Source organism: Mycobacterium sp. (genome assembly GCF_040509115.1).
GTDB lineage: Bacteria > Actinomycetota > Actinomycetes > Mycobacteriales > Mycobacteriaceae > Mycobacterium.
Genome location: NZ_JBEVLO010000141.1, coordinates 1 through 22,180 on the forward strand (window position 1 = coordinate 1; position 22,180 = coordinate 22,180).

The 22,180-nt window shown below is 67.9% G+C and carries 23 protein-coding genes, 3 tRNA genes and 1 pseudogene; 16 read left to right on the forward strand and 11 right to left on the reverse strand.

Features of this window, described 5'->3' with window-relative positions; translation table 11 throughout:
* Nucleotides 1–23: 23 nt before the first annotated feature.
* Nucleotides 24–71: pseudogene (locus tag ABW137_RS10540) on the forward strand (hypothetical protein); the annotation flags it as partial.
* Between the two features lie 39 nt (nucleotides 72–110).
* Here ABW137_RS10540 and ABW137_RS10545 read toward each other — a convergent pair.
* Both ABW137_RS10545 and dcm read right to left on the reverse strand, forming a co-directional pair.
* A complete protein-coding gene (locus ABW137_RS10545; protein ID WP_526399640.1) occupies nucleotides 111–236 on the reverse strand; it encodes a hypothetical protein in 126 nt (41 codons plus the stop codon).
* Complete coding sequence (dcm, locus tag ABW137_RS10550; protein WP_526399599.1) at nucleotides 233–1,525, reverse strand: DNA (cytosine-5-)-methyltransferase; 1,293 nt, start codon at nucleotides 1,523–1,525, stop codon at nucleotides 233–235. Before dcm ends, ABW137_RS10545 begins: the two co-directional genes overlap by 4 nt.
* Nucleotides 1,526–1,596: 71 nt before the next feature.
* On the opposite strand from dcm, the gene ABW137_RS10555 reads away from it, so the two are divergent.
* Nucleotides 1,597–2,025: a very short patch repair endonuclease gene (locus ABW137_RS10555; protein ID WP_526399601.1), complete on the forward strand. Its 429-nt coding sequence runs from the start codon at nucleotides 1,597–1,599 to the stop codon at nucleotides 2,023–2,025.
* Here ABW137_RS10555 and ABW137_RS10560 read toward each other — a convergent pair.
* Complete coding sequence (locus tag ABW137_RS10560) at nucleotides 2,012–2,281, reverse strand: LuxR C-terminal-related transcriptional regulator (RefSeq protein WP_526399603.1); 270 nt, start codon at nucleotides 2,279–2,281, stop codon at nucleotides 2,012–2,014. The two genes, ABW137_RS10555 and ABW137_RS10560, sit on opposite strands and share 14 nt — an antisense overlap.
* Before the next feature lie 184 nt (nucleotides 2,282–2,465).
* Here ABW137_RS10560 and ABW137_RS10565 point away from each other — a divergent pair, with 184 nt between their 5' ends.
* Together ABW137_RS10565 and usfY are read left to right on the forward strand one after the other, a co-directional pair.
* Nucleotides 2,466–3,224, forward strand: a complete 759-nt coding sequence (locus ABW137_RS10565; RefSeq protein ID WP_526399605.1) for an MSMEG_1198 family transcriptional regulator — start codon at nucleotides 2,466–2,468, stop codon at nucleotides 3,222–3,224.
* Between the two features lie 75 nt (nucleotides 3,225–3,299).
* Entirely contained in the window at nucleotides 3,300–3,608 is a 309-nt protein-coding gene (usfY, locus tag ABW137_RS10570; protein WP_526399607.1) for a protein UsfY, read from the forward strand.
* 81 nt (nucleotides 3,609–3,689) lie between these two features.
* Here usfY and ABW137_RS10575 read toward each other — a convergent pair whose 3' ends face one another.
* Nucleotides 3,690–4,031 carry a GNAT family N-acetyltransferase gene (locus ABW137_RS10575; RefSeq protein WP_526399609.1) on the reverse strand — a complete coding sequence of 114 codons (342 nt, stop codon included), beginning with the start codon at nucleotides 4,029–4,031 and terminating at the stop codon, nucleotides 3,690–3,692.
* A 59-nt stretch (nucleotides 4,032–4,090) separates the two neighbouring features.
* Between ABW137_RS10575 and ABW137_RS10580 the strand changes: the two genes are divergently transcribed.
* Nucleotides 4,091–4,546, forward strand: coding sequence for a carboxymuconolactone decarboxylase family protein (locus ABW137_RS10580; protein ID WP_526399611.1), 456 nt, complete (start codon nucleotides 4,091–4,093; stop codon nucleotides 4,544–4,546).
* 5 nt (nucleotides 4,547–4,551) lie between these two features.
* Here ABW137_RS10580 and recD read toward each other — a convergent pair whose 3' ends face one another.
* From recD to ABW137_RS10615, 7 genes are all read right to left on the reverse strand, one after another.
* A complete protein-coding gene (gene recD, locus ABW137_RS10585) occupies nucleotides 4,552–6,282 on the reverse strand; it encodes an exodeoxyribonuclease V subunit alpha (protein ID WP_526399613.1) in 1,731 nt (576 codons plus the stop codon).
* The gene (gene recB, locus ABW137_RS10590; RefSeq protein ID WP_526399615.1) at nucleotides 6,279–9,572 is read right to left on the reverse strand and encodes an exodeoxyribonuclease V subunit beta; all 3,294 of its coding nucleotides are present in this window, start codon (nucleotides 9,570–9,572) and stop codon (nucleotides 6,279–6,281) included. The genes recD and recB overlap by 4 nt, the downstream gene beginning before the upstream one ends.
* The gene (recC, locus tag ABW137_RS10595) at nucleotides 9,572–12,868 is read right to left on the reverse strand and encodes an exodeoxyribonuclease V subunit gamma (protein ID WP_526399617.1); all 3,297 of its coding nucleotides are present in this window, start codon (nucleotides 12,866–12,868) and stop codon (nucleotides 9,572–9,574) included. The genes recB and recC overlap by 1 nt, the downstream gene beginning before the upstream one ends.
* 83 nt (nucleotides 12,869–12,951) lie before the next feature.
* A complete protein-coding gene (locus tag ABW137_RS10600) occupies nucleotides 12,952–13,665 on the reverse strand; it encodes a crotonase/enoyl-CoA hydratase family protein (RefSeq protein ID WP_526399619.1) in 714 nt (237 codons plus the stop codon).
* 202 nt (nucleotides 13,666–13,867) lie between these two features.
* Nucleotides 13,868–14,818, reverse strand: coding sequence for a phospholipase effector Tle1 domain-containing protein (locus tag ABW137_RS10605; protein ID WP_526399621.1), 951 nt, complete (start codon nucleotides 14,816–14,818; stop codon nucleotides 13,868–13,870).
* Nucleotides 14,819–15,006: 188 nt separating this feature from the next.
* Complete coding sequence (locus tag ABW137_RS10610) at nucleotides 15,007–16,374, reverse strand: LpqN/LpqT family lipoprotein (RefSeq protein ID WP_526399623.1); 1,368 nt, start codon at nucleotides 16,372–16,374, stop codon at nucleotides 15,007–15,009.
* Nucleotides 16,375–16,474: 100 nt separating this feature from the next.
* The gene (locus ABW137_RS10615; protein ID WP_526399625.1) at nucleotides 16,475–17,200 is read right to left on the reverse strand and encodes an MBL fold metallo-hydrolase; all 726 of its coding nucleotides are present in this window, start codon (nucleotides 17,198–17,200) and stop codon (nucleotides 16,475–16,477) included.
* Between the two features lie 131 nt (nucleotides 17,201–17,331).
* Between ABW137_RS10615 and ABW137_RS10620 the strand changes: the two genes are divergently transcribed.
* From ABW137_RS10620 to rplA, 11 genes are all read left to right on the forward strand, one after another.
* A tRNA-Thr gene (locus tag ABW137_RS10620) sits at nucleotides 17,332–17,404 on the forward strand.
* 54 nt (nucleotides 17,405–17,458) lie between these two features.
* Nucleotides 17,459–17,532 (forward strand) — tRNA-Met (locus ABW137_RS10625).
* Nucleotides 17,533–17,567: 35 nt separating this feature from the next.
* Nucleotides 17,568–17,735, forward strand: coding sequence for a 50S ribosomal protein L33 (gene rpmG, locus ABW137_RS10630; RefSeq protein WP_163733413.1), 168 nt, complete (start codon nucleotides 17,568–17,570; stop codon nucleotides 17,733–17,735).
* Nucleotides 17,736–17,786: 51 nt separating this feature from the next.
* On the forward strand, nucleotides 17,787–18,263 hold the full coding sequence (gene hadA, locus ABW137_RS10635) for a (3R)-hydroxyacyl-ACP dehydratase subunit HadA (protein ID WP_526399627.1): 477 nt from the start codon (nucleotides 17,787–17,789) through the stop codon (nucleotides 18,261–18,263).
* Nucleotides 18,250–18,678, forward strand: coding sequence for a (3R)-hydroxyacyl-ACP dehydratase subunit HadB (gene hadB, locus ABW137_RS10640; RefSeq protein ID WP_526399629.1), 429 nt, complete (start codon nucleotides 18,250–18,252; stop codon nucleotides 18,676–18,678). Before hadA ends, hadB begins: the two co-directional genes overlap by 14 nt.
* 2 nt (nucleotides 18,679–18,680) lie before the next feature.
* Nucleotides 18,681–19,208 (forward strand): (3R)-hydroxyacyl-ACP dehydratase subunit HadC, encoded by a 528-nt coding sequence (hadC, locus tag ABW137_RS10645; RefSeq protein ID WP_526399630.1) that lies wholly within the window; start codon nucleotides 18,681–18,683, stop codon nucleotides 19,206–19,208.
* Nucleotides 19,209–19,356: 148 nt separating this feature from the next.
* Nucleotides 19,357–19,429: transfer RNA gene (locus ABW137_RS10650), tRNA-Trp, on the forward strand.
* Between the two features lie 78 nt (nucleotides 19,430–19,507).
* Complete coding sequence (gene secE / locus ABW137_RS10655) at nucleotides 19,508–19,933, forward strand: preprotein translocase subunit SecE (protein ID WP_526399632.1); 426 nt, start codon at nucleotides 19,508–19,510, stop codon at nucleotides 19,931–19,933.
* Between the two features lie 45 nt (nucleotides 19,934–19,978).
* Nucleotides 19,979–20,863: a transcription termination/antitermination protein NusG gene (nusG, locus tag ABW137_RS10660; protein ID WP_526399634.1), complete on the forward strand. Its 885-nt coding sequence runs from the start codon at nucleotides 19,979–19,981 to the stop codon at nucleotides 20,861–20,863.
* 33 nt (nucleotides 20,864–20,896) lie between these two features.
* Complete coding sequence (gene rplK / locus ABW137_RS10665) at nucleotides 20,897–21,328, forward strand: 50S ribosomal protein L11 (RefSeq protein ID WP_526399636.1); 432 nt, start codon at nucleotides 20,897–20,899, stop codon at nucleotides 21,326–21,328.
* A 77-nt stretch (nucleotides 21,329–21,405) separates the two neighbouring features.
* Nucleotides 21,406–22,113 carry a 50S ribosomal protein L1 gene (rplA, locus tag ABW137_RS10670; protein ID WP_526399638.1) on the forward strand — a complete coding sequence of 236 codons (708 nt, stop codon included), beginning with the start codon at nucleotides 21,406–21,408 and terminating at the stop codon, nucleotides 22,111–22,113.
* Nucleotides 22,114–22,180 lie beyond the last annotated feature (67 nt).

A 22,180-nucleotide genomic window follows, 5' to 3' on the forward strand; every position in this document is an offset into this window, starting at 1 on the left:
TCCCCCGCGGCACCGACCTGATCGTGGCCGGGTTCCCCTGCCAGGACCTCAGCAGCGTAGGGCGCAAGGTCGGAATCACAGGCGCGCGAAGCAGTCTCGTCGCCGAGGCGCTACGCCTCGCGCAGCGCGGCGACGGGATTGTTCTCGACCAGCAGCGCGGTGTGGTGGCCGCCCGCGGTCATGCCGAGTTCGAGGCCGCCGATGCCAGCGAACAGGCCCGCGACGGTCAGCGTCATCGCAGCCATTCCAGCGCGACGGCGTAGCTCAGCCGTGAGGGCACGGCGTTGCCGATCATCCGTGCCAGCGCGGTGCGCCGTCGGACGCCGTCGAAGGTGAACCAGTCCGGAATGCATTGCAGCCGTGCGGCTTCGTGCGCGGTGATCGTCCGTCGCCTGCTTGGATGCACGTAGCGGCCCATGCACATGCTGTAGAAGCCCGTCGTGATGGTCTGCGACGGCCGGTCCCACGCCAGCCGGCCGTAGATCGCCTTGTAGCTGTGGCCGCCATCGGCGTGACAGGCCGGTCGTTGGCTGTCCGGCAGGTCGAAGTCGCCATGCTCGAAGAGATAGTCGATGCGCCGCCGCGTGGCGGGGGCCGACTTCGCGGACTCGTCCACCAGGCCCTGGGGTTCGGCCAACGACTCCAGATCCTGGAACGCCCACGCCACGGTGCGGCCGCGCCTACGGTGTCGCTCGGTCACGTGTGCGACCGTCACGGCGCGAGACAGGCTGGCCAACAGCACTAGTCGACGTCGACGCTGCGGAACGCCGATGTCGCTCAAGTCGACGACGCCGATCGACACCCGGTAGCCGCGCTGCTCCAGCGCATCGGCCGTGCGCTGCACGACGGCACGCCGGTCGTTGATCGCGCCGGGGACGTTCTCGATCAGAATGTGTTGTGGGGCAAGGACTTCCGCCGCTCGGACCATGGTGCCGTACAGCTCGTTCTTGTCATCGGCGTGCCGCGTTCGATTGTTGAAGTCGCTATGCCCCTGGCACGGTGGCCCTCCGACCAGGACGTCGATGTCACCCGACCGCTTCGTCAGCAGGCGTTCGGCCGGCGTGAGCCGGGCTCCGACGCGACCGGGCAACACCGCGGCGACGTCATCGCAGACCGCGGTCGCGGACGGGAAGTTCGCGCCGTAGGTCTGGGTCGCGACGGCGTCGAGGTCCACCGCCAGCACCGGCTCGAACGACCGGTTGAGTGCTCGGGCGGCTTCCGCGAGTCCGATGGACAGGCCCCCGCAGCCGGAGAACAGGTCGACCACCCGGACCGCTGACCTCGAGACGCCGCACGGTGGGGCGACGCGGCTCTGCAGCCAGGCGCGCTCGGCTTCGTCGGCGCAGGTGGGTCGCGCGTCGGCGCCGTTGTAGCCGGCCATGATGCTGGTGGCATGCGTGCCGTCGCGGCGGGTCAGGATGCGTTCGTAGACCCCGTTGCGGGTGCGGAAGCGCTCGAATTCCTCCGCGCGGTCCACGACCGACGTCCGGGACGCAGCGTGAGACGACTCCGCTGGGCTGCTCACATTTCGATCGTATGCAGCGACTTCGGCGGGATCGGGCAGGTGGGACGGCGCGCCGTCCATAGTCTTGAGCTGTGTCTGACTCCTGGGCGTCCTCACCGGAGGCGCGGGCCCGCATGCAGTCCAACAAGAGCCGAGACACCAAGCCGGAACTGGCACTGCGGTCGGCGGTCCACGCCCTCGGACTGCGCTACCGGGTGTCGGCAAAGCCGCTGGCTGGGCTGCGTCGTACCGCTGACCTGGTCTTCTCCCGGGCCAAGGTCGCGGTGTTCCTCGACGGCTGCTTTTGGCACGGCTGCCCTCAGCATCACACGGTCGCCTCGGCGAACGCGAAGTTCTGGGCCGACAAGGTGGAGGGCAACCGGACGCGCGACCGCAACACCGACCAGCGGCTGGCCGAGGCGGGCTGGATCAGCGTGCGGGTCTGGGAGCACGAAGATCCCCAGCAGGCCGCGCGGCACATCGAGCAGGTCGTGCGGGCCAGGACCCTCAGAGATCGTTGACGTCCACCAGGCCGTCCTGGATGGCACGGGCCAGCAGCGCCGCCTTGGTCGACGCGGGCCTGCCCGCTGCGGCGTACTTGTCGCGAACCCGTTGCAGGTGTGTGCGGACCGTCGTGGGAGAGATTTGCAGTTGCCGCGCCACGTCGTCCTTGTTGTCGTGCAGGATCCACGCCAGCAGGACTTCCTTCTCGCGCGGAGCGAGTTCGGGCCGGAGCCGCAGTGGCTCGGGAAGCTCGTGCGGGAGCAGGGCGGTCATGACGAACGTCCCGACGACGCGTGGGTCAACGTTTCCTCCAACTGTTGGTCGGGAAAACATCGTCCGTTCGGACGACGCGGAAGTCAGGTAGGTAATTGACGTGCTCGTAGGAGATTTGGGCAAAATCTACACTTGACCACTGATCGGCGAGCGAAATCTTGCCCGATGGAGGAGGATTTGCCGGGTGGGCTGGGATCCGCGGGTGCTGGTGGCCTCGCCGCTGGGCAGAACGGTGGTGCCAATGCTCGCCGGCGCCTTTCCTGAGGCGACGGTTCGACTGGCGGAGGATCGCGACGCCGTACATCGCGAGGTAACCCAGCGGTTTCGGTTCGACGTCGTGGTCGCGGACCTCGTCTGGAACCGCCCAGAATTGGAGTTCTGCTTCGACGGTCTGGATCTGGTCGACATCCTCGGCGCGGCAGACCGGCCCGCGCCGGTGATCATCGCCACTCAGGGGCACAGCATGGAACGCGACCTACTCGAAGAAGCTCGGCTGCGCCCCGAGGTGTACTCCGTATTTCACAGGGCGGCCGGCACCGATGACCTGCCCGCGATGATTCGCGATGCTGCGATCGGCAAGCGCCGCAACGGCTCTGCCGCGCCGTCGGCGGTTTCCTCGGTGTCGCGAAACCGGCCGCTGTACGAGGCGTTTCGCGGCAGGCGCGGGGAGACGGCCGCGCGGATGGCCGGTGCCATCGCCGTGGGCCGAGCGACGGACGGGGCTTCGCTGGCTGCGGCGGCAGGGGTGGCGCTCAACACCGCCACCAAAGTCACCACGCACTATCTCGGGCCCATCATTCAGGAGCGCGGGGAGCACGATCCGGCGCTACCCATGACCCTGGCTGCGGTCTACAGATGGTGCGGATTGCACGCGCGGTACATCGTCAGCTGGTGTCGACGGCACGGGCACGCGGACGTCCTGCGGTGCACGTCGGGGAGCTGACGAGGTCTGACTCCATGTGATCCATCTCACAATGGGCGTACCCTGGAGGCATCTCTTCCAGGAAGGGAGATGCTCATGAAGGGCGCGCACCAGGATCCAGTGGATCACTCCCGCACCACTCAACCCCACGCCGGGGAATCGTTCATCGACACCCTGTGGTTTCCCGGCCTGATTCTCATCATGATCGGCACCGTGACGATTGCCGGCTTCATCGCGGCGACGGCATACGGTCACGCAGGCCTGCAACTGCCGCTCGGCTTCATCGCCGGGGCGTTGGTCACGGCCGGAGCGATCCTGATCGCGTTGGAGCACCGCCGCGTCAAGCGCGTCGAGGCGCGGTGGATGACCGAGCATCCGGCCTCGGCGCGACTGCGGACGCCATGAGCGGGGGGCCGGGCACCGGCTGTCCTGGGAGGGACCCGTCGCCCCGGCTCTGAGCGACACGCAGCGACGTCTCGACCGGCGCTACCGCAGCAGGTCCATGATCTCGCGGGTCGGGCGGTCGATGACCTCGTCGTAGTCGTGGTGTTTCTTGACGTACGCGGACACCATGGGACACACCGCGACGATGCGCTTCCCGTCGGTACGCGTGGCAGCCAGCCCCTCGCCGATCAGCAGGGTGGCCAGACCGCGGCCCTCGAAGGCGGATTCGACCTCGGTGTGGTAGAACACGCGCTGCCCATCATGGTCGAGAAACTTCATGAGCCCCACCGGGTTTCCTTCGACGGCAACGGTGAACTCGGAGTCCCCGCGGGCGACGGTGACGGGCGCACCCGTCTTGTCGGTCAAGGGCGTCTGCTCCGCCATCGCGATCCTCTCCGTGCGTACGATCGTCTCGACAGTACCCCGATGCGGAGGCGCCCCCGATGGACACCGAGCACGTACACATCGACCAGCAGACGCCCGCGGTCTACCAGTCACTGGTCGGCGTTTCGACCGCCGTCGCGAAGGCGGCAAAGCACGCGGGCTTGTCGCGACACCTCGTCGAGCTGATCAACGTCCGCATCTCGGAGATCAACGGCTGTCCGTCATGCCTCGTCGTCCACGTCCACCGCGCTGCCGCGGCAGGCGTCACCGAGAAGCAGCTAGCCACGCTGTCGGTCTGGCGCGACACCGAGCTGTTCGACGAGCGTGAACGGGCGGCGCTGCGCCTCGCCGAGATCACCACCGAGCTCCCCGACCACGACACGGCCGAGCGTGAATACGCCCGCGCCCGCGAGGTACTCACCGACGACGAACTCTCGGCGGTGGTGTGGACAGCGGTCACCATCAACGCGTTCAACCGGGTGTCGATCCTCAGCAGACACCCCGTCCGGCCGTAGCCGCGCTACCCGCGCAGCCGCAGCGCCAACCCCGTCGCGCGCACCGCCCGCCGCTCGATGGCCGCGCGCACCGAGTCCTCCGAACCCACCACCCGCACCTTCGCCTTCGCCCGAGTCACCGCCGTGTAGAACAACTCTCGCGTCAGCAACCGAGACTCGACCGGCGGCATCAGCACCGTGACCTCGGTGGCCTGGGAACCCTGGCTCTTGTGAATCGTCATTGCGTGCATGGTCTCGACGTCGGACAGCCGGCCGGTCGCGAACAGCAGCGGTTGGCCCGCGCTGGCGATCGCGGCGCGTAGGCCGCCGGGGTCACCCACCGTCACCCCGGTATCGCCGTTGTACAGGCCCAGCCCGTAGTCGTTGGCCGTGACCAGAATCGGGCGTCCCGCGTACCAGTCCGACCAGATCGGATCACCGGTCGCTTCGCTGAGCCACCGCTCGACCTGGCGATTCCAATGCTGCACGCCGAACGGCCCGCGGCGGTGCGCGCACAGCAGACGGTGCTCGTCCAAGGTCTCCAGGGCCGTCGCGGCATCGCCGAGCACGGCCGCCTCCCGCAGTCGGAGTGCCTGCGGCAGAAGCACGGTGCGCAGGTCCGCGGTCGGATCGTCGACGTCGACCCACTCGATGTGCTCGCCGCCCGCCCGCAGCACCTCCAGCGCCGAGTCCGCCGCACCGTCCCTGATCGCCGTGGCCAGTGCGCCGATCGACTCACCGAACCGGTGCGACGTCTGAAGCGCCGCGACCGCGGTGCGCTTCGCGGCGCCGAGCCCGTCCACCAGGTCGGCCAGCACCGCACCGGCCTCGACGGACGCCAACTGGTCGGGGTCACCCACCAGGAGCATCCGAGCCTCGGGCCGCACCGCCTCGAGCAGGCGCGCCATCATCGTCAGCGACACCATGGACGTCTCGTCCACCACGACGACGTCGTGCGGCAGCCGGTTGCCGCGGTGGTGGCGGAACCGCGACGAATTGTCCGGTCGACTGCCCAGCAGGCGGTGCAGCGTGGTGGCGCGCAGCCCGGAGATGCGGTCCCGGTCGGCGGGATCCAACCTGTCGATCTCGATCTGCACGGCTTCCTGCAGCCGGGCCGCGGCCTTCCCGGTCGGGGCGGCCAGGGCGATGCGCAGTCGTGAACCGGAGCCCGCCTGCCGCGCGAACAGCGCCAGCAGTCGCGCCACCGTGGTGGTCTTGCCGGTGCCCGGTCCACCCGTGAGCACGGTGAGGCGTTGCGACAGAGCGGTTTTCGCGGCGCTTCGTTGCTCCTCGTATCCCGCCGGAAACAGCACATCGACGTCGTCGCCCGGCAAGGTCGGCGCCCCGCCCAACATCGCCATCAGGTCCGTGGCGACCTGATCCTCCTCCCTCCAGTACCTATCCAGGTAGAGCAGCTGGTCCTGGGTGCGCAGCACGTGGGGCGCCGCGAGCAGCGGACTCGCAAGGACAGCCGCCCACCACTCGTCGGCCTCCGGCCACGGTAGGTCGGGCACGTCGACCTGCTCCTGCACGGACCGAAGATCCACGCACACCGAACCGCCCCGCAACCCGCGCACCACCAGCGCCACCGCCAGCGCCACCCGCTCGTCGGGCTCCATGGCCAGCGCGGTGAGGCGTTGGGCGACGAGCACGTCCGAGGATTCCAGGACGCCGGCGTCGTTGAAGCTCCGCAACAGGCCCGACGCTCCCGCGGATCTGCGCCAGTCGGCCTGGTCGATCGTCTCGACTGAGGTCATGCCGCCGCCCTTCCCGTGTCGAGCAGGTCTGACATCGCGACGATCAACGCGCTCGGCGGTTGCCAGTCGAACACCCCAGCGACGTGCCCGTCGACCACCGGGGTGTCCGGACCGCACATGCCGCGGACGAAGAGGTAGACGACGCCGCCAAGGTGACGCTCGGGAACGTACCCGGGTTGGCGCCAACGCAGAAACCGGTGCAGCACCACGCTGTACAGCAGGGCCTGCAGCGGATAATCCGAGTGCAGCATCGCCTCGACCAGTCGCGAACGACCGTAATCGGCTGCGGTCAGCGGCTGGTCGTCCTGCCCGAGCCAGTTGGTCTTGTAGTCCACGACGACGTAGCGAGACCCACCCGCGTCGGGAATGCGCAGGACGGCGTCGATCGACCCGTTGAGATAGCCGCGCAGCGGTTGATCCCCGAGTCCGTCACCCATCAGGCGGTCCGCATACGACGCCAGGGGATCGCCCGACGGCACGTGCCGAGCCACCAACCGGCCGACGTCCCTGAGATTGATGTCGGGTGTCGTGGTGTCGAGGTCACCACCGGCCAGCGGGAATTCGAAGTCGAGCTCGCGCAGCCGATCCCGAAGCCCGATCTGGCGCAACGTCAACCCACCCGCGAGCGGCCCGAGCGGCGTGTCGTGCATCGGCACCATCGCTGCGGCCAGTTCGGCTGCGGGTACGTCCACCGGCCACCACACCGAGTGCTGTTCGAGGTTGGACTCCAGCTCCGCGGCGAGATCGACGGCGAACGGGTCGGCGGTCTCCAGGACGGCGTGCACCAGCGTGCCGAACTTCGCCCCCTTCGGCAGGTCGGCCATCGGCGACGGCACGACGGGACCGGTGGGCTCCTCGAGCAGTGAGACGTCGGCGACCTCGTCGTCCAGCTCGACCACCTCGGGTTCACTGCCGACACCGGGTGTTTCGAGGACACGGATGAGACCCGAGTAGGAGGTGCGTCGCCACGTGGTGTCGATGGCGCGGTGAAAGTGTCTGGCCGCGAGGTCCGACGGCGGGCCCTCGGCGTGCGTCGGCTCGACGGGAATCGGGACCGACTTCTCCAAGACGGGTCCGCCCTCGGCCTCCCACGCCCGGAGTCGTTCCAGGGCATCCTCGTCGGTGATCTTCGCGGGCACGCACCGGTCCGGCACCGCCGCATCACCGGGTCGACGGCCCCGCAGCAGCCGCGACAAACCGCCATTCGGCTCGTCCCGCGCCGAGGACCACCACGCCACCACCTGCGACTGGGCGCGGGTCATCGCCACGTAGGTCAACCGGCTGTCGTCGCCTGCCGCCTCGGCCCGCCCCTGCGCCTCGACCGCGTGATAGTCCGGGCTGTCCGTGCCGCCGATGTGCAGACAGCGGGTGTCGCCATCGTGGAACAGGATGATCTCCGGTTCGGGGACCCACCGGTTGAAGGCGAACGGCAGGTAGACGATGGGGTACTGCAGGCCCTTGCTCACCCACACCGTCATGATCTGCACGGCCGCGGAGTCGCTGTCCAGTCGTCGGTTGCGCTCGGTGGTGCCGCCGTCGCGCTCGGCCCGCAGCCAATCCCGCAGTGCAGGCAGGTTGAACTGCTCGCGGTGCGCAACGTCCTGCAACAACTGCGCCACGTGCGCGAGGTCGGTCATGTGGCGCTCGCCGTCGCGCCAGGACAGCACCCGATCGCTCATCCCGGCGAGCTGCGCGGCCTCGAAGATGGCGGCCACCCCGCGCTCGCGGGCATGAGCCGACCACTCGCGCAACGTCTCGGCAATCTTGTCGGTGAGCTCGTCGCCACCCTCAACCAGGTCCTGCGCATTCTTGCCGAAGAACATCGTCGCAGCGGCAGCCCGCACCACCCCGGCCCGGTGCGGTTGATCGAACGCCTCCAGCAGGGCCAGCCAGTCGTCGGCGGCCTCCGAGCCGAAGATGTCCGAGTCGCCGGTGTACACCGACGGCACGCCGGCCGCAGCGAGCGCGCGCTGGCACGCCCTGGCGTCCTTGTGCGTCTCCACGATCACCGCGACGTCGCGGGCCGCCACCGGCCTGCCGTCGTAGGTGGCGCCACTGGCCAGCAGCGCCGCGACGTCGGATGCCAGATCCTTGCCGATGTGGTCGCGCAGGTCGCCGATCGCGAGATTCTGAACTCCGCTGCGGCCGAACGTCGCTCGCTGCACCACCCGCAGCCGGAACGGCGCATCGCACGGCGCCCCCACCAACCGGTGGCCCTGGTGCGCCGCCGCCACGTCGTGCACGACGATCTTCGGGTGCCCGAGCTGCGCGCCGCGCAGCACCGCCTGCAGGCTGTCGACGAGCACGCCGTCGCTGCGCCAGTTGGTGGTCAGCGTCTTCTTGTCGCCCGCGGTCTCGGCGGCACTGAGGTAGGTGACGATGTCGCCGCCGCGGAACGCATAGATGGCCTGCTTGGGGTCGCCGATCAGGATCACCGTCGACCGGCCACTGAACGCGCGGTCGATCACCTTCCACTGCACGGGATCGGTGTCCTGGAACTCGTCGACCATGACGATCGGCCACCGCTGATGCATGCGGACGCCTGCGGGGGAGTCCTTGCTGTCCAGCGCCGCTGCGAGCCGCGTCAGCAGGTCGTCGTAGCCGAGGATGCCCATCCGCCGCTTGCGCGTCTCCATCTCGGCCAGAACCTGATTGGCGAACTCGACGCAGACGGCAGCCCGCGATCCTGGCTCCGGGTCGGACGGCCGAAGCTCGGTGGCCGGATGGTTGACCACCTCCTTGGCCAGCTTGAGGGCTTCGCCGTAGCTCAGCGCGGGATCCTCGCGATCGTTGCCGAAGTGTGCAAGGTACAAGTCGTTGACGATCTCGGTGACCAACTCGTTGAGGCTTTCCACCAGTTGCACGCCGGCATCGGAGTCGCCGGCCACCCCAAGCGATTTCAGCACCAACTGGCAGAACTGATGGGTCGTGGCGATGGTCGCGGCGTCGAAGCCGGCAAGCGCGTCGCGAAGCCGTTCCCGTCGCGTGGCTCGCTCCTGATCGCTGCCCGCCAGCAGATGCTCGACCACCTCGTTACCCGCGCCGATCGACGGATCGTCGAAAGCGGCTGCGGCCTGGGTGATCTGGGACCGGACACGCTCGCGCAGCTCCTGGCTGGCTGCCCTCCCGAACGTGATGAGCAGCATCTGGTCCAGCGTCGCCGCACCCTCGGCGACGTAGCGGGTGACCAGCCCGGCGAGGGCGAACGTCTTGCCCGTGCCCGCACTGGCCTCCAGCACGGTGGTGGAGTGCGCAGCGGGCAGGGCGGCCCGCAGATCGAAGGAGTCCATCAGTGCTGACTCACCTCCGCGCGCAGCATCGGCAGCCAGAGGCGTCCGGCGTAGGCACCAAGCCGATTGGTCTCACCCTCGAATTCCTCGTCCGGTCGCAGCGGCTGCATCAGAGCCCGCAGCCAGGTGCCCTGCCCCCACGCGCGCACGTGGGCGGGTTGCTCGTCGTCGCCCGGATACATGCCCGACTTCCATCGGTAGGACGCGGCGCGCTCGGGATCGTCGCCGCCGTGGCGCGCCTCGGCCCAGGCGTAGGACGTCTTGACGGGCAGGGGAAGCGGCTCGCGTGACCCGGCGTCGTAGATCGTGACCAGATCTCGCAACAGGTCCACGGCCGACGCCTGCGGCCTGCCAAGGGTGCGCAGGCGGGGCGAGGAACCGCGCCTCGGTCGTCCGATGCCGATCGCCGACCATTCGGTGGCGGGTTCGTGAGCGTACAACGCCAACAACGGAATCCACGATGCGAGAAGGTGCTTGCCGTCGAGCTTGGAGTACGTGACCGAGACGATTCCGTGCCCGAAGACCGGTGACACGGTGCCCGTGAGGCGTCGCCCGGCGCCGAGGTCGACGTCGACGTCCACGGCCCGCGCGATAGCGGTACGGTACGGTTTGGCGGCCTCCGCCAACAGGTTCGACTGATCGCGCAGCTCGGTCGCCTTGCGCCAACCCAGCTGACCGGGTGGCAGTGCGCCGCGGCGCCATTCGGCGTGCCTGGCGTCGTCGGGCGTCATGCCGCGCAGCATGTCCGACAGCATCCGATCGCCGACGGCCCATTCCTCCAGCGCGTCGATGTCGACGGGCATTGCGTCCTCCACGCCGTCGACGTCCCAGGGCAGCGTGTACTCCAGCGCGCGGAAGAAGCCCTTGACGGGATCCCTGAAGAATCCCACCAAGTCGGCGAGGACCACGTCGTCGGCGGGACGCGCAGGCAGCGGACCCGCCACGAACTTGGGCTGCTCGATCCGCGCGCCCGCACCCGAGCGCGCCGCACGGAGCACGGTGGGGTCGAAGGTGAACGGTTCGTCGGGAACCAGGCGACCCGGTATCACATTGCGAATGTCGAACGGCTGCAACGGATGACGGACGACGATCTGCTCGCGGACCGGTGCAGCGGTCGTGGTGTCGAGGGTGTCGAGCAGTTCGGCAAGCGGGACCGCTGGTGGCCGTGACTGCCCCGAGTACTGGTCGGCACCGGTATAGGTGACGACCAGCTTCTCGGTGGCCGCCCCGATGGCGTCGAGCAGCAATTGCCGGTCTTCCGAACGGGCGTCGCGTTCACCGGTCATCGGGGTGCGGGTGAGCGCGTCGTCGCCGTCGATCGTGCCGCGGCGCGGGAACACCCCATCGTCGAGTCCGACGAGACAGACCACGCGGTGCGGGACCGAGCGCATTGGCACCATGGTGCAGACGGTCAGCGTGCCGGTGCGAAAGTTCGCCCGGGTCGGCCGGCCCGCGAGGTGGCGTTCGAGGAGCGCCTTGACGTCGGGGAGGCGCAGCACCGTGCCGGCTCTGGTGCCCGCCTTGGCGAGCACCTCGCCGAACTCGCGCTGCATCTGGCTGGTCTGCCAGGCGTCGGCGTCGCTGATTCGGGTGAGCATCGCGATGCCATCGGTCAACGCGGTCAGCCAGACGTGCAGAGGCTGCGCGCCGGACAGCGCCTCGACGGTGCGCTGCAGCCGGTCGACGAACTCCGCCAGCTGCCCGGCCAGGTCGACGCGATTGCTGCTGACGTCGTCGAGCGGCAGGGTGGCGCCGATCCAGGCGTGCGCATCGTCGGACATCGCGACCCCGGCGAGCACCCGGTCCAGCCCGAAACGCCATGTGTCGTGAACGAAGTCGACACCGTACGGTCGGCGGTGCTCCTGGTCGAAGCCCCATCGGATGTTCGACTGGCGGACCCACCGGGTGATGTCCTCCAAGTTGTCGTCGGTGAAGCCGAAGCGGGCGCGCACCGGTGCGGTCTGCGCAAGGTTGAGCACTTCGCTGGCGGTGGCGCGGCGGCCTGCGAGGTCGAGCAGCTGCGAGGCCACCGCCAGCAGCGGATTGGTCTGGACGAGTGAGCGGTCGGCCAGCCGCATCCGCAGCCGGTGCGCCGGATGGGCGCCTCTGAGCACGTCGCCGAGCCCGAAGTCGGCGTTGATCAGCGGGGCGTAGGTCTCGATGTCCGGGCACATGACGAGGATGTCGCGGGGTTCCAGCGTCGGGTCGTCGGACAGCAGACCCAGCAGCACCTCGCGGAGCACGTCCACCTGGCGGGCGGGCCCGTGGCAGGCATGCACCTGGACCGAGCGATCCGCCGCGCCGAGCGTCCGCCCCCGTGCGCGGACCTCGTTCGCGGCGACATCGGACTGCAGCCACCCCAGCAGGCTCGGCGGGTAGTCACGGGCGCCGGCCGACTGGCCGAGGTACTCGTCGGTGTGCAGATCGGTCGGCAGGCTGCGCTGGAGCTCACGTAGATCGCGACCGAGCGTGGCCAGCAGCGGGTGGCCGACTCGGCGGTGGCTGGTGTCGTCGCGTCGCGGTACCGCCCCCCGAAGGTCGGCGAGCGCGTGCCACAACCCGTCGCTGGGGTGCGGCAACCACAGGTGGACGTCGTGGTGGGTGGCGAGTGCGTCGATCAACTCGATCTCGGTGATCGGCAGCCGGGTGTGCCCGAACAGAGACAGCCTCGCCGGCAGGTCGATGGGTGAGTCACGAAGGCGGGCAACGGTTCTCCGATGGCGCACGTGCGGCGGCTCGGCGGGTACGCGGTCGGCAAGCGCTCGCCAGAGCGGTGGCTGCCAGTCGAGGTCGGCATCCAGCCCCGCGGTGTCGCCGGCGAGCCAGTCGGCGAGTAGCTGCGGGCGCTGCCTGGCGTAGGACGCGAACAGCGACGCGATGCGGCGGGCGACGGCGTACCGCCTCCCTTGGCGCAGGTCCCGCTCCTCGCCGGTCTCGAAGCACCCGAGGTGCGTGGCGAGCGTCCGGCACCAGGGTTGTTCGAGGTTCTCGTCGATGACCTCCAGCAGCGGCCACACCATGGCATCGGGAGCCCACGGGTCGTCGTCGGCGGTTCCGGTGATCTCCGCGATCAGCGAGTGCGGGTTCCTGAACTCGACGCCCGCGCACACGCCGTCGGCTCCGTTGCCACGCCCGAGGACATGAGAGAGGCGCTGGCTCAACCACCGCTCCACGCCGCGGGCCGGAACCAGCACCAGCTCCATCGCGAACGGATCGTCGAGGGGTTGGGAGAGCAGGGCGCCGAGACCGTCCGCAAGAAGGTCCGTCCGCTCGGCACGGTGGAGGTGAAGCGACATCGAGGTCAGCCTAGGCGGCGCGTCCGACAGCAGCGCGACTACCGGCGCGTCACCGGCCCGGCCGCGAACCAACTGGCCGCGAACTAACTGGCCGCGAACTCCGCAGGCAACCCGTCGATTCCGGCCTGGATGGCCGCGATCGCATCCTTGCGTGCCTTGAGCTTGCTGGCGCGGTGCGCCTTGGCGTTCAACCCGGCGGCGGCGTCGGAGGCCACGTCGTGCGCCCTAGCCAGCACGTCGCCGTCGTCGACGATCTCGTCGAGCCAGCCCGCGGCGACGGCCTCGTCGCCGCTGAACACCGCGGCCAGGGCGACGGCGCGTTGAAAGGCCGAGCGGGTCAGCCGGTTTCGCATGATCTCGATCGCCGAGATCGGCAATACCATGCCGATTGCCACCTCGTTGGCCTGGCACCGCGAGCTCGGCGAACCGACGCGGTGATCACCGCTCAGCATCAGGAACGAGCCCATCGCGATCGCCGGACCCGTCGCCGCCATCACGACGGGCACCGGGAAGCTCAGCAACCGGATCGACAGCTCGAAACCGCCCGACAGCATGCCAAGAGCGGCGGCGGCGTCACCGGAGTTGAAGACGCTGAGGTCGAATCCCGCGCTGAACACTCGGGAGTTGCCCGCCAGCACCACGGCCTTGACCTCACCGTCGGCTGCAGCCCTCTCGGCGCGGTCGAGCGCGTCGTTGACGTCCTGCTGCATAGCCGGCGACAGGACGTTGACCTTGCCGTCGTCGAGCGTGATCGTCGCTACGGACTCGGTCTGCTCGTAGGCCACGCTGCTTGTCATTGACTCTCCCTCGGACGGCCGGTGTCGAGCCGATGCTATCCGGTCGGGGGACCGGCCAATTCCCGCCTTAGCCCTTCTTGACGCGACGCCAAACCTGGCCATCGGCTGCCAAGGATCGAGTCGGCCACCTCGGTGGCACTGCGAGCGAGACGTTGCTGGCGAAGAGTGGGCAGGGGACGGCGCAACACCCCTGATGGTCTGCCTAGGACGCGGCGGCGGCGAGTTCCTGGTGCTCGGCGGGGCTGACGGTGGGGATCTCGGCAACCAGGCGCTCACCGCGGGCCAGCCAGTCCTGGTCGGCCCAGACGACGCGAGCGGGGAGCCTGCGCCAGTATTCCGGATGCGCCCTCAGGTACACCTCCACGCTCGCGTGCACGTTCGCGTCCACCGGTACCTTGCGGCGCGACACGCTTCGCGCGCTGCCGACGAGCGCGTCGGCCTGGGCCGGGGCGCTCGGAGCGTGAAGCGATCCGTGAGCCGGGCGGATGCCTGCGGCGACGGCACCCTCGAGCATCCAGTCCGCGGCAATGCCGACCAGTGGCTTGCAGGCACCGGGGCCGCCCGCGACGTCGCAGTGAACGCCTCGGAACCAGACCCGGTCGACGTCGTCCTGCGGGGTGGTGGCCACGTCGCGGTGCAGCGGTCCGCCCTCGATGGCGAGTGCGTGCCTGCCCGCGACGACGTTGGCGGAGGCCGAATCCGGCTGTGCGGGAAGGCCCGTCGGGCGGATGGCGTCCCACAGACCTAGAAAGGCGACGGGCACCGCAACCTCGACACCGCCGTTGAGGTCGACGATCAACTTCGCGACGCGGTCCCAGTCCTCACTCGTTCGCGGGGTGCGCGGCAAGGCATACGAATCCACCACGAAGTCCAGGAGATCGCTCCCCGTCGATGCGAGCGTGCCGACGGTGCCGAGCAGTCGAGCGAAGGCCTGGGCCGAATATCCGCCGCGGCCCGCGCCGAAGACGAAGACGCGGTCACCCGGGTCCCACGTCTCGACGAAGAAGTCGTATGCGTCGTGAATCGCGCTCCGCGCGGCGTCGAGAGATTCGCTTCGTCGTCGTCGCGCAGGTTCGCAGTGATACCACGCCACCTGATCATCGGAGTGGTCGAGCAAATCGAACAGCGCCGTTGCGCTCGAACTTCCGCCCACGTCAAAACAGAACACCAAGTTCTTCACAGCTATCCCCCCGGAAGCCCGTCCCTTCGACGGGGCCGTCGATCATTCTGACAATCCCCTGCGGGGATGTCCAGCGAAATCTGCATCTCAAGTCGAAATGCGCGACGGATCCTTGCGTCTGCAAGCGGTTTGGCGACGGTTTCCGTCGCGGGTGCGGCGGCTCAGCCGATCGTGGTCCCGTCGTCGATCTCGGCGGTGGCGTCGATCATCACGTCGTTGGCGGCTTCGGGGCCCTCGACGTTGAGCTGCAGCACGTAGGTGGTGCCGTCGTCGGCCGGAATGACGGCCGTCTTCTGGGCGAACAGCCTCTTGCCGCCCGCCCCGTCATAGGTGCCCGCCAGCTGATAGGCCGGGAACCCGCTCAACCTGCTCTCCTGGCCAGGGTTCTGGGGGACGAAACCGGGCAGGTTGTTGAGCTCACCGGGTGCGAGCGCCAGAAGCGCCTGGGGGTCGACGGGTCCGACCAGGCGGACGTACAGCGCCTGAATCTGCGGCGGGTCGTCGGCGAGTTCGGGACCGGCGTAGATCGCGCCGCCGTAGATCTCGGCGGGCAGTTCCTCGGCGCCGACGTTCTCCCAGCCGGTCGGGATCGGGATGTTGATGGGCGGCGCGGTGGGATCGTCGGGCTGGATCGCCGTCTCCTGGATGCCGTTTTGCGCGATGTAGTCGGCAATCGTGGGATTCGGTCCTGGCGGTGCCTCGGTGGGCGTCGTCATCGTCGGCCTGCGCGAGGTGGACGTCGCCTCGCTCGACGGTGACGAGCTCGAGCGCTGCGAACTCAGGGTGTTCGACGTCGCGGTCGTCGCGGTGTCGTCGTCGCGGATCACGAAGAAGTACACCAGGACCAGTGCGGCGATCAGGATCAGCGCGGCCACGGTGCCGATGACACCGAAGAGCACCTTCTTGTTCGACCCGTTCGGCGGAGTTCCCTGCGGTCCACCAGCGGACTGGTCGAAGGGAGGGTACGACGGGGGAGCGCCGTAGCCCGTCGGCCCCGCGGGCGCTCCGTACGACGGCGCGTTCTCGTAGAACTGCGTTGGCGGTGCGCCGTAGGACGACGGCGCCATCTGCGTCGAGTCGTACGGCGCCGCGGGAGGCGGTGCGCCCCAGGACGGCTGGCCCTGCGAGGCGTCGTAGGCCTGGGTGGCCACTCCCTCGTCGGGAGCCCGGTGGGCGCCCGGCTTCGGCTCCTCCGATTCCGCGGACGGCGACGGGTCCGCGGACCGCGTCGTGATGATCGACGTCGCTTGATCGGCTCCCGGCTGGACGGGTCCCGGTTGGTCGACTTCCGGCTGGACCGTTCCCGGCTGATCGGTTCCCGGCGTCGACTGGCTCGGCAGCTTCACGATCGACGTGGCCTGTTCACTACCGGCGAACGGGTCCGACGGCGCCTCGGGGGCGGCGGCGGGTGGCTGGGGCGGGCTGGCGGGCGCACGGTGCTCGGTCCAGGCGTTGCCGTCCCAATATCTGAGGGCGTTGGGGTCCTCGGGGTCCGGATACCAATTGGCGGGCGTGGGCGGTGTGGTCATCGCAAAGCTCTCCCCGGTCCGGCGCCCCACGGGCGCTGCGAACCGGACAATAGCGCAGGCTGGATGCCGATGCGCTACTTCTGATCAGGCCACATTGCGTTCAGGCGCCCATCGCCGTGCGCCACTGATCCAGGCTGCTCGCCCGGTAGACGTAATTCGTCTTGCGTACCTCCGATAGCGCGGCGCTCGGCTCCGCCGAGTACCAGTGCCCGGGAAAGACCGTCGGGTCCCCCGGCAGCGTGGCCAGGGCCTGCAGGCTGCGGAACATGTCGTCGACGTTGCCGCCGGGGAAGTCGGTACGCCCGCACCCCTCGAGGAACAGGGTGTCCCCGGCGACCAGCCTCCCGTCGAGCAGGAAGCACTGACTGCCCGGGGTGTGTCCAGGGGTGTGCAGCAGCTCGACGTCGACGTCGCCGACCGAGACCCGGTCGCCGTGATCGTGTGCGGTCAGGTCGGCGGTGGGGATGCCGGTGATTCGTGAAACCCATTCCGCCTCATGGGCGTTGACGTGAACCGGAACGCTGACGCGTTCGAGGAGCTCGGCCAATCCCTTGAGCTCGAAGCCCATCATCGACCCGCCCACGTGGTCGGGGTGGTGATGGCTGACCAGCACGCCGGACAGGTGCATGCCGTCGGCTTCGAGCGCGTCGAGCAAGTCGTTGGCCGCATACGCCGGGTCCACGATGACGCAGTCGCCGGTGTCGCGGTCGCCGATGAGATAGGCGAAGTTGCGCATTTGTTGGGCGATGACGTCGTTGGACGCGAAGTCCCGGCCGGACAGCAGCTGCTTGAAGTAGAGACGGTTCTGGTCGGTTGGACTGGCCATGTCAGTAGCGTATGACCTGCCGATCGCGCGCCGTTGCTGGCTCCGATGTCCAAGCGGTTTGGCGAGGGTATCGGCGAGAATGTACCCTCTTTAAGGCCCTGCGGCGTGAACGTCTGCGCTCAAAGGCGACTGCCCCCTTAGCTCAGTCGGTAGAGCGTTTCCATGGTAAGGAAAAGGTCAACGGTTCGATTCCGTTAGGGGGCTCGGCGGTAACCCGTGGGCACGGGAGAAGCTAGGCGAGCAGTAGGCGCCCGACTTGGCGGTGTAGCTCAGCTGGTTAGAGCGCACGACTCATAATCGTGAGGTCGGGGGATCGAGCCCCCCCACCGCTACAAGACGACAACGATTCAGTAAAGAAGGACATAACGTGGCCTCCAGTACCGACGTACGGCCCAAGATCACCTTGGCCTGCGAGGTGTGCAAGCACCGCAACTACATCACCAAGAAGAACCGCCGCAACGACCCCGACCGGCTGGAGATCAAGAAGTTCTGCCCGAACTGCGGCACCCACCGGGCGCACAAGGAATCGCGCTAGGCCTGACCGCGAGCTTCGGCTCGGGGTGGGACCGAAGCGGGAACTGAATCCGTGTCGCTGTCTGAGAGCATCATCGGCAAGCACTTCCGCTACCCCGATTTCTACGAAGTCGGACGCGAGAAGGTGCGCGAGTACGCCATCGCCGTCAAGAACGACGACGAGTCCTTTCACGACGAGTCCGCAGCGGCCGCACTCGGCCACGACTCGCTGCCCGCGCCGCTGACGTTCATCTCGGTCTTCGGTTACCAGGCGCAGACGGCCTTCTTCGTCGACGCGAACATCGGCATTCACGACGAGCAGATCGTCCAGGTCGACCAGGAGCTCAAGTTCCTATTGCCCATCAAGGCGGGCGACCGGTTGTACTGCGACGTCTACGGGCACTCGGTTCGGCAGGCGCACGGTACCGACATCATCGTCATGAAGACCATCATCACCAATCAGCAGGGTGAGGCCGTACAGGAGAGTTACACGACCCTGGCGGGTCGTTCAGATGACAGTGGAGAGGGCTTTTCTAATGGCACTGCGTGAGTTCAGCACGGTGAAGGTCGGTGACCAGCTTCCGGAGCGGGTGATTCCGCTGACCCGCACGGACTTGGTGAACTACGCCGGCGTGTCGGGTGATCTGAACCCGATCCACTGGGATGACGACATCGCCAAGCAGGTCGGCCTGGACACCGCCATCGCCCACGGCATGCTGACCATGGGTCTGGGGGGCGGCTACGTCACGTCGTGGATCGGCGACCCGGCCGCGGTCACCGAGTACAACGTGCGGTTCACCGCCGTGGTCCCAGTGCCCAACGACGGCGTCGGCGCCGAGATCGTCTTCAACGGCCGCGTGAAGTCCGTTGAGCCCGAATCGAAGTCGATCGTGATCGCCTTGTCGGCGACCACCGGAGGCAAGAAGATCTTCGGCCGCGCCACCGCCACCGCGAAGCTCGCCTAGTCATGGCCCTGAAGACCGACATTCGGGGCATGGTCTGGAAGTACCCGGACACCTTCGTCGTGGGGCGCGAACAGGTCCGGCAGTACGCCAAGGCCGTCAAGTCCGCCGACCCCGCCACCATCGACGAGGCCGCCGCCGCGGAGCTGGGCCACGACGCGCTCATCGCGCCGCTCACGTTCGCGGCCATCTTCGCGGTGATGATTCAGAACCACTTCTTTCAGAACGTCGACATCGGTCTGGAGACCCTGCAGATCCTGCAGGTCGACCAGAAGTTCCTGTTCCATCGCCCCATCAAGGTCGGCGATGAGCTGACCGGAACGATGTACGTCGAATCGGTCGACGAGCGGTTCGGGGCCGACATCGTGACCACCCGCAACGTGTGCACCGACCCCGACGGCACCATCGTCATGGAGGCGTTCACCACGCTGATGGGCCACGAGGGCGAGAATTCGGTGTCGATGAAGTGGGACCCCGAGACCGGTCAGGTCATGCGGACCGCGATGGCGGCGAGCACTCCCGCAGCGGATTAGTAACTCAGATCAGGGCCGATGTACACTCGGTCCTCGGGGTTTCGCCCAATCAACGCGCTGTCCGTCGGTTACTGATCGGCCGATCGGGGAGCGCGCGATTGTGTGAGGCCTCGAACGGCAAGGAACCTGCCAGCAGTGCCGTTCTCGAAGGGGCGTAGCTCAACTGGCAGAGCAGCGGTCTCCAAAACCGCAGGTTGCAGGTTCAAGTCCTGTCGCCCCTGCTCAACTGAATATGCGAAAGCGTGGACACTGGAAGGTGACCACTGCCCAACCATCACGATCACAGAAGAGGGAGCATGGTGAGCGACGAGCGCGACGGTGCCGGCTCCGCAGCTGACGACACCGACACTGCGGACACAGCCGACACTCGCGGTCAGACCGCCGTGGTGACTCGCCCGCAGCGGCCCACCGGCAAGCGGTCTCGACGCGATACCGACGCCGGGGACACTCCCGAAACCAAGACCAGCCTGGTGAAGAACGGCGACGCCAAGACGCCGAAGACTGCCAAGAAGCCGGGCCCCGAGAAGGCGCGGGTCAACCCGTTCACCTTCGTATGGAACTACCTGAAGCAGGTCGTCGCCGAGCTCCGCAAGGTGATCTGGCCGAACCGCAAGCAGATGGTCAGCTACACCACCGTGGTGCTGATCTTCCTGGCCTTCATGGTCGCGCTGATCGGTGGCGTCGACCTTGGCCTGGCCAAACTCATCACGTGGGTTTTCGGCTGACATAGCCACCCGTGACGAGAAGAAAGACTTAGAGAGGATCGACACGTGACTTCCTTCGAGGGCGGAACGCCTTCGGCTTCGGATGTGTCCGACGCGCGCATCGAGGCGGCCGACCCGGCGACGGTGATCGCCGACGAGGCCGCCGAGTCCCTCCAGGACTCCACCGCCGCCGAGGCCATCGAGGGCGCGGCGTCCGACGCTGAAGAGGCGCTGGACGTCGACGCTGCGTCTGACGACTCTGCCCTCGCCGACGAGGCTTCTGAAGAGGCCCCCGAAGAGGCTTCCGAAGAGGCAGAGGAAGAGGACGTCGACCCAGCCGTCGCGCTCAAGAAGGACCTGCGCAGGCGCCCCGGCAACTGGTACGTCATCCACTCCTACGCGGGCTACGAGAACAAGGTGAAGGCCAACCTCGAGACGCGTGTGCAGAACCTCGACGTCGGCGACTACATCTTCCAGGTGGAAGTGCCCACCGAAGAGGTCACCGAGATCAAGAACGGCCAACGCAAGCAGGTCAACCGCAAGGTTCTGCCCGGCTACATCCTGGTCCGCATGGATCTCACCGACGAGTCGTGGAGCGCCGTGCGCAACACGCCTGGTGTCACCGGCTTCGTCGGGGCGACGTCCAAGCCGTCGGCGCTGACCCTGGACGACGTCGTCAAGTTCCTGCTGCCGCAGGGCGCGGCGAAGAAGCCCGCCAAGTCCACCGCGTCGGCAGCTGCGGCTGCCGAGACCGGGGGAATCGAACGTCCGGTCGTCCTCGTTGACTTCGAGGTCGGCGAATCGGTCACCGTCATGGACGGCCCGTTCGCGACGCTGCCCGCCTCGATCAGCGAGGTCAACGCAGAACAGCAGAAGCTCAAGGTGCTGGTCTCGATCTTCGGTCGTGAGACGCCCGTCGAGCTGACCTTCACCCAGGTCGCCAAGATCTAAGAACCACGAGAACGAGAACAGGAAACACACGTCATGCCCCCCAAGAAGAAGAAGATCACCGGGCTGATCAAGCTGCAGATCCAGGCCGGGCAGGCCAACCCCGCCCCGCCAGTCGGTCCCGCGCTCGGTCAGCACGGCGTCAACATCATGGAGTTCTGCAAGGCCTACAACGAGGCGACGCAGGACCAGCGGGGCAACGTCATCCCCGTCGAGATCACGGTGTACGAAGACCGCAGCTTCTCGTTCGCGCTGAAGACCCCGCCCGCCGCCAAGCTGCTACTCAAGGCCGCTGGTGTGCAGAAGGGCTCCGGCGAGCCGCACAAGACCAAGGTCGCCAAGGTGACCTGGGATCAGATCCGCGAGATCGCCGAGCAGAAGAAGGAAGACCTCAACGCCAACGACATCGACGCCGCGGCGAAGATCATCGCAGGCACCGCCCGCTCGATGGGCATCACGGTCTCCTAAGCCGTACCCAGCTCCAACCCGTGGAAGGGCCCGCTCCGGCCCGACTGACCACCGCCAAAGAAAGTGATTGGAATCCAATGAGCAAGAACAGCAAGGCATACCGCGAAGCGGCCGAGAAGATCGACAAGGACAGCCTCTACACGCCGCTCGAGGCCGCGAAGCTGGCCAAGGAGACGTCCTCGAAGAAGCAGGACGCCACCGTCGAGGTCGCGATCCGCCTCGGCGTCGATCCCCGCAAGGCCGACCAGATGGTCCGCGGCACCGTCAACCTGCCCCATGGCACCGGCAAGACGGCCCGCGTCATCGTGTTCGCGGTCGGCGACAAGGCCGAGGACGCCATCGCCGCGGGAGCTGACGCCGTCGGCAGCGAGGACCTGATCGAGAGGATCCAGGGTGGCTGGCTCGACTTCGACGCCGCGATCGCAACGCCCGACCAGATGGCGAAGGTGGGCCGCATCGCCCGCGTTCTCGGCCCGCGTGGTCTGATGCCGAACCCCAAGACCGGCACCGTCACCCCCGACGTGACCAAGGCCGTCAACGACATCAAGGGCGGCAAGATCAACTTCCGCGTCGACAAGCAGGCCAACCTGCACTTCGTCATCGGCAAGGCGTCATTCGACGAGACGAAGCTCGCGGAGAACTACGGCGCCGCCATCGACGAGATCATGCGGGCCAAGCCGTCGTCGTCGAAGGGCCGCTATCTGAAGAAGGTCGTCGTCTCGACCACGACCGGCCCCGGCATCCAGGTGGATCCGGCGATCACGCGTAACTTCGCCGAGGCCTGAGCCCACTTTGCCGCGAGCGTGCGCGTCTGCGGGCGACACGCCGTCGTCGCACCTCAGAATGCGCACG